This window comes from Halococcus sp. AFM35 (assembly GCF_051195015.1).
Taxonomy (GTDB): Archaea; Halobacteriota; Halobacteria; order Halobacteriales; family Halococcaceae; genus Halococcus.
Genome location: NZ_JBNTJU010000060.1, coordinates 1 through 7,068, shown reverse-complemented (window position 1 = coordinate 7,068; position 7,068 = coordinate 1). Strand labels below are relative to the sequence as shown.

Below are 7,068 nucleotides of genomic sequence, written 5' to 3'. Positions count from 1 at the left end.
ACTCTGATCCCGCCTCACGTCTGGTCTCTTTCAACGTATCTGCTCGTACCGTGATCGATAGAGTGGACAACTAGCGATTCTATGCCTGCCCGATTTATCTCGATTTCTGCTTCGATGATGGGCATTTGATGGCGCGGAAACTGTTGGTTCCAAAGCCGATGCTCAGAAGGGCATTTAGTGATTGAGGCCGTCAATAATAGTATGCGCGATCTCGACGAAACGGACCTCGAAATCCTCGAACTGTTACTGAGCGATTCACGTCGTCCGTGGAGCGAAATCGCCGAGGTGGTTGGTCTGTCGCCACCGGCTGTCTCGGATCGCGTCAAGCGGCTTCAGGAGATCGGCGTCATCCAGCGCTTTACCGTCGATGTGGATCGGACACAACTCCACGAGGGTGTTCCTATCCTCGTGAATTTCACGGTCAGACCAGAGAAATTCGAATCCGTCCGAAAAACGCTTCTCGAAGCCGAAGCGGTCGAGTACGTATTCACGACCGCAGAACACGATCTTCTCTGTTATGCACTCGTCGTCGATGGTGATGTCCCAACGTGGCTTGCAGAGATACTCGACGTACGGAGCATCGAGAACTACGATGTACAGCTCTTGACAGGCATCAAATGGACACCCACTCTCGGGGAAACGAAGTTCGCGCTGACGTGTGCCGAGTGCGGCAACACCGTCACCCGTGAGGGTACCGCTGCTCGTATCGGTGACGAACTCTATCAATTCTGCTGTCCCTCCTGCGAGGCGCGCTTCGAAGAGCAGTACGAGCGGATGGAAGAGGAAGCAACAGGGTAGATTGATTCTCATCGCAACCACCTTCGAACCATAAATTTGTGCAGGCCTGAGCCTTGAGTATCATAAGAACAACCGCATTAAACGGGCATCACGTAGTTACTGGTGATGAGTCATCGAAAAACACAACTCGACATCCAGGGCATGAGTTGTGCGAACTGTTCGCAAACAATTACTCAGGCCCTTAACGACCTCAACGGGGTGAGCGAGGCGAACATCAACTTCGCCACTGACGAGGGGACCGTCGAATACGACCCGGAAGAAACGTCACTCGGGGCAATCTACACAGCGATCGACGACGCTGGATACAGCGCAATGAGTACGTCAGCCTCCATCGGCATCACCGATATGACGTGTTCGAACTGCGCTGAGACCAACGAGACGGCACTCGAAGACGTCCCTGGCGTGATCTCGGCGGAAGTCAACTACGCGACCGACGAGGCGAACATCGAGTACAATCCGGCCGAAACCGACCGCGAGCAGCTCTATGATGCGATTGAGAGCGCTGGCTATTCGCCCGTGCGCGACGACGGGAGTGGAGACTCCGAGCAGGACCAGCGTGACGCCGCACGGAACGAAGAGATCCGCCACCAGCTCCGGCTGACGCTGTTCGGCGCGGCGCTCTCGCTCCCGCTGCTTGCGTTTCTCGTCGAGAAGTTCATCTTGGGTGGCGGGGCGCTCCCCGAGACGATTTTCGGCGTGGAGTTCGGCTGGGTTGAGTTCGCGCTCGCAACACCTGTACAGGCTGTCCTTGGGTGGCCGTTCTACAAGAACTCGTACAAGGCGCTGGTGAAAAACCGGACGGCCAATATGGACGTGCTGATCGCACTCGGCTCGTCGACGGCCTACATCTATTCGGTCGTCGTCCTGCTGGGCCTGCTCGCGGGCGGGCTGTACTTCGATACAGCCGCGCTCATCCTCGTGTTCATCACGCTCGGCAACTACCTCGAAGCCCGCTCGAAGGGCCAAGCCGGCGAAGCGCTCCAGCAGCTGCTGGAGATGGAGGCCGACACCGCGACCGTCGTTGACGACGAGGGCAATGAAGAGGAGATCCCCCTCGGTGAGGTTGACGTCGGCGACCGGATGAAGGTCCGTCCGGGTGAACAAATCCCAACCGACGGTACTGTCGTCGACGGTCAGTCGGCAGTCGATGAATCGATGGTTACCGGCGAATCCGTCCCCGTCGAGAAAGAAGAGGGGGACGAGGTTGTCGGCTCAACTATCAACGAAAACGGTGTCCTCGTCGTCGAAGCCACCAAGGTCGGCTCGGACACCGCGCTCCAGCAGATCGTTCAGACTGTCAAGGAAGCCCAGTCGCGCCAGCCCGACATTCAGAATCTTGCCGACCGGATCTCGTCGTATTTCGTGCCCATCGTGATTGCGAACGCGCTACTGTGGGGCATCGTCTGGTATCTGTTCCCCGCGGCGCTCGCGGGATTCGTCAACTGGCTCCCGTTGTGGGGGCTGGTCGCTGGCGGACCAGCGGTTGCTGGCGGTACGGTCTCAGTCTTCGAGTTCGCGGTCGTGGTGTTCGCCTCGGCAGTCCTGATCGCGTGTCCGTGCGCGCTCGGACTCGCAACACCCGCGGCGACAATGGTCGGGACATCCATCGGTGCTCAGACCGGCGTCCTGTTCAAGGGTGGCGACATCCTCGAACGCGCCAAGGACGTCGATACCGTGGTCTTCGACAAGACCGGGACGCTCACCGAGGGGGAAATGGAACTGACCGACGTTGTTCCGCTCGATGGCGTTCGCACCGCTACTGATGGTGGCGACGCTGAGACGGCAACCGATGGCGGTACACAAGCGGTCAGCGGCGACGCGGAATCCGCCGCTGAGACAATCGACGAGGAGACGGTGCTCCATGCCGCGGCGAGCGCCGAAGCCGGCAGCGAACACCCGCTCGCACAGGCAATCGTCGACGGTGCTGAAGAACGTGGCATCGACCTCGCCGACCCCGATGACTTCGAGAACGTGCCCGGTCACGGCGTTCACGCGACGGTCGACAGCGAGGAGATACTCGTCGGCAACCGCAAGCTCATGCGTGACAACGGAATTGACGTCTCGGCCGCCGAGGACGAACTCGAACGACTCGAAGGCGAGGGCAAGACCGCGATGTTGGTCGCGCGTGGCGATACCCTCCTAGGTCTCGTCGCCGATGCCGACACGGTCAAAGAGAGCGCGAAAGAAGCCGTTGCGGCGCTGCACGAACGGGATCTCGCGGTCCACATGATCACCGGCGACAACGAGCGGACGGCCGAAGCGGTTGCCGAAGAGGTCGGCATCGACCCCGAGAATGTCCGCGCGGAAGTCCTCCCCGAGGACAAGTCCGATGCGCTCGACGATATCCAGTCCGAAGGGAAGAAAGCGATGATGGTCGGCGACGGCGTGAACGACGCGCCCGCGCTCGCAACCGCCTACGTCGGCACCGCAATTGGCTCCGGGACTGATGTGGCCATCGAGGCCGCCGACGTCACGCTGATGCGCGACGACCCGCTCGACGTGGTCAAGGCCATCCGCATCAGTGACGGCACGCTCCAGAAGATCAAGCAGAACCTCTTCTGGGCACTCGGGTACAATACCGCGATGATCCCGTTGGCCTCGCTGGGCCTGCTCCAGCCGGTGCTGGCCGCAGCGGCGATGGCGTTCTCGTCGGTGTCGGTGCTGTCGAACAGCCTGCTGTTCCGTCGGTACACTCCCGACCACGATTACAAGCTGCTCGGATTCCTCCGCTAACAAAGCGGAGACCTCCTCTCTATGACCGATCTCACACGTCAAGTGGTACGGACATACGTGGAACAACAAGCGGACAGTGAGCCAACCTATCTCAAGGCCCGTGAGATCGCGGACGACATTGGTGAAACGCCGAAAGCGGTAGCCCAACACCTACACCGACTCCAAACCGAACTGGCCGGAATTACGCTCGAACAGTGGGGCCGCTCGAAGAGTATCACGTGGCTAGTCCAAAAGGAAACTGAATGAGGAGGAAATCACCACACACGTACCGAACCAGCACTCCTCCAATAGCGGAAAGGCGGCAGTTTCCAGCGAATAGTAACCCATCCGACAATACAATGGCTTTTCAACAAATAGAGTATCCACCTATCGAGGAGCACGGAATCATCGGGAATTTGGGAACTGTCGTCCTCATCGATTGCGGTGGGGCAATCGACTGGTGTTGTCTCCCCCACGTCGAATCATCGAGTCTCTTCGCTCGGCTCTTAGATGCTGAGGATGGTGGCCACTTCACTGTTCAACCTGCCAGCCCCTTCGAGGCGGACCACGAGTATCTCGACCGAACGAACGTCTTGGAGATAGGGTTCGAGACAGCCTCGGGACGGGCGTCAGTTACCGATTTCATGCCCGTCCCGGAGATAGCCGAAGCCGATCGGATTCCGCAGGAGACGATCTTCCGTAAACTCACCTGTGAGGACGGTCACGTCGATATGACTGTCGAGTTCGAGCCACGATTCGACTACGCGCGAACGAAACCCACCGTTGAACGGGCACGCCACGGCGTCGTTGCAACCAGTGAAGAGAAGGAAATCTTTCTCTCGGGTTCAATTTCGTTTTCGATATCGGATCAAGCTGCCCACGCCTCAGTAGCACTGTCGGAGGGCGAGACGTGTTGGCTCGTACTCGGATACGAGCAGGAATTGCCAATAAAACCCTCTGCCCATCAGCAGACACTTGCCGATGTCATCGACTACTGGCGAGACTGGGCTCACCAGTGTCCGGAGTCCGAAATCTGTTCGATCGATGGTTCGTGGCACGATCTTGCGGTTCGTTCGGCACTCGCTCTCAAGTTGCTGACTCACCACGAGACGGGAGCCATCTGTGCTGCACCGACGACCTCGCTCCCCGAAGACATCGGGGGTGTTCGCAACTGGGACTATCGGTTCAACTGGATCCGTGATTCCACTCTCACCGTACAAGCGTTCGCCGAGTTGGGTCATCTCGAAGAGGTCACCCAGTATTTCGATCTGTGTCTGAGCCACTGTTCGCAGGGTCACCCCACGGATATCCAACCGCTGTATGGGCTGCACGGTCACGACGACCTCGAAGAACACACCCTCGACCATCTCTCGGGCTACCGGAACTCTTCGCCCGTCAGAATCGGTAATGCGGCGGTCGATCAGTAGCAACTCGATGTGTACGGCGAGTTGATTCAAGGCATCTACGCGACGACTCGCTACGGAGAAACGCTCTCTGAGGAAGACTGGGACGTAATGAGAGACATCATCAACTACGTCTGTGAGGCATGGCAGGAACCGGACGTGGGAATCTGGGAATTGCGGGGTGACCCCCAGCAGTTGGTCCGTTCAAAGGTCATGTGTTGGGTAGCACTGGATCGAGGGATCGAAATCGCTAACGAGTGCGGATTTGAAGCTCCTGTCGGCCGCTGGATTGAAACGCGACGGAACATCAAGGCGACCGTCATCGAGCGGGGCTATAGCGAGACAGCAAACAGCTTCGTCCGCTCGTTCGGAACCGAGACCGCCCTCGATGCAGCGACGCTACAAATTCCCGTTCTGGGGTTTCTTCCGCCTGATGATCCTCGGGTCCAGGGAACAATCGACGCGATACGTGAGCGGCTGGCGACCGACAATGGTCTCGTCTATCGATACGAAGGGGACGACGGGCTTCCCGGAGATGAGGGGGCGTTCGCGGTCTGTTCATTCTGGTTGGTCGAGGCACTCGTCGCCTCGAATCGAATCGAAGAGGCGGAGACCGTCTTCCGGGGCATTTGTGAGTCTATCAGCCCGATCGGACTTCTTGCGGAAGAAATCGACCCGGAGAGCGGAGCACAGCTCGGAAATTTCCCACAGGCGTTCAGCCAGATCGGTCTGATCAACAGCATTCTCCGGCTGAGTGACTCAAACGATACCAGCCAATCGAACCGTTCACGTGGGGCAACTGATGTTTGAATTTCTTCGATTCTTGGCCAATCCGGTGTTCGTGATCGCGTGGTACGCGGTCGGTCTGTTAGGCGCAGCGTGGGTGCTTTACGATACACTCTCGGTCAACACGTACGTGAATCAGGCGCTCAAGGCCGCGTGGCCCATCATCGTGTTTTTCTTTTCGGTGATCGGTCTCGCCCTCTACTGGTGGACCTGTCGCCCACCGAACATCGCCGAAAAGGAAGGTGAAGCCGCCGAGGAAGCCCACAACGACTATGTGACGAGTTCAGCCAAGAAAGTCACCGGGTCAGTCATCCACTGTGTGGGCGGTGATGGCTTGGGAATCATCACGGCGATGGTAGCGCTGCGCCTGCTCGACGTTTCCTTCTGGACGGAGTTCTGGGTGGAGTACGCTGTGGGCTTCGCCTTCGGCTGGGTGCTTTTCCAGACGCCCGCGCTCAAAAACATAGGCAACGACCTAACCGAAGCCCTTTGGAAAGGCGGTCGTGCGGAGTTCTTTTCGATGATCACGGTCATGCTCGGGATGGGGTCGGTGATGCGATTCATCACCCCGAGCGTGGTGGGTCACGCTCCCGACCCCACCACCGCCGCGTTCTGGGGATTCGCAATGTTAGGTCTGTTAGTCGGCATGATCTTCACGTACCCGATGAACGCAGTGCTCGTGAAGATCGACTGGAAACACGGGATGGCGTGACTCACTACTCCAGGAACAGTTCGAGAGTCGTATCGAGAGGCAGCTCCCTGGAACTCACTCGTAACTAGGGGCGAATATCATCAACAGAGCCGGTTGGCGATCCCAGCGGCCTGTTCATGGAGGAAATCGATGGTGACGCCCTCTCGGGTGGTAAGAACTGGCAGCTCTCGGCGGTAGGCGTCCTCACGCAGAACCCACAACAGGAACTCCGCGACGTTCGCACGTGAGATCGGTCCAGCGGTCGCGTCTATATCGTAGCCGTGTACGTATTCGCCGGTTCGAGGACCGTCCGTGAGTCCACCGGGGCGAACGATCGTCCAGTCAAGCCCGCTGCTCATGACCAGTTCCTCCTGGCGGGCCTTATCCGACATCAGGTCGCTCAAAACCGTCGCGTTTGCGAGGCGGACGTACCACGGTACCTGTTGCGCACTTGCGCCGATTCCCATCGAGGTTAGCACGATCAAACGCTCGACGCTATGATGGATCATCGCGCCGATGATGTTTTCCGTTCCACGGGAAACCACGTCTCGGGGATTGTTCGGCGTTCGTCCGAGTACACAGACAACTGCACCCGTGCCTTCTGCTGTGTTGAATAGGGGTACGGCGGCGGGATAGACCGTCACATCGGTAAGGACGAAGCCGAGGATGGCCGATATG

Annotated in this window: 5 protein-coding genes and 1 pseudogene; 5 read left to right on the top strand and 1 reads right to left on the bottom strand. The window is 58.6% G+C overall.

The features are described 5' to 3' along the window. The first annotated feature begins 201 nt into the window (after positions 1-201). From ACQUQO_RS17720 to ACQUQO_RS17700, 5 genes and pseudogenes are all read left to right on the top strand, one after another. Positions 202-798 carry an AsnC family transcriptional regulator gene (locus ACQUQO_RS17720; protein WP_435079903.1) on the top strand — a complete coding sequence of 199 codons (597 nt, stop codon included), beginning with the start codon at positions 202-204 and terminating at the stop codon, positions 796-798. 105 nt (positions 799-903) lie between these two features. After that, positions 904-3,531, top strand: a complete 2,628-nt coding sequence (locus ACQUQO_RS17715) for a heavy metal translocating P-type ATPase (protein ID WP_435079902.1) — start codon at positions 904-906, stop codon at positions 3,529-3,531. 21 nt (positions 3,532-3,552) lie between these two features. Further along, positions 3,553-3,777, top strand: a complete 225-nt coding sequence (locus ACQUQO_RS17710; RefSeq protein WP_435079900.1) for a DUF7123 family protein — start codon at positions 3,553-3,555, stop codon at positions 3,775-3,777. Further along, positions 3,774-5,723, top strand: a pseudogene (locus tag ACQUQO_RS17705) (glycoside hydrolase family 15 protein). The gene ACQUQO_RS17710 and the pseudogene ACQUQO_RS17705 overlap by 4 nt, the downstream one beginning before the upstream one ends. Continuing rightward, positions 5,716-6,411, top strand: a complete 696-nt coding sequence (locus ACQUQO_RS17700; RefSeq protein ID WP_435079898.1) for a DUF4396 domain-containing protein — start codon at positions 5,716-5,718, stop codon at positions 6,409-6,411. Before ACQUQO_RS17705 ends, ACQUQO_RS17700 begins: the two are co-directional and overlap by 8 nt. A gap of 80 nt (positions 6,412-6,491) precedes the next feature. On the opposite strand, the gene ACQUQO_RS17695 is transcribed toward ACQUQO_RS17700, so the two are convergent. Further along, the coding region (locus tag ACQUQO_RS17695; RefSeq protein WP_435079896.1) for an NAD(P)-dependent oxidoreductase at positions 6,492-7,068 on the bottom strand (577 nt) is incomplete at its 5' end.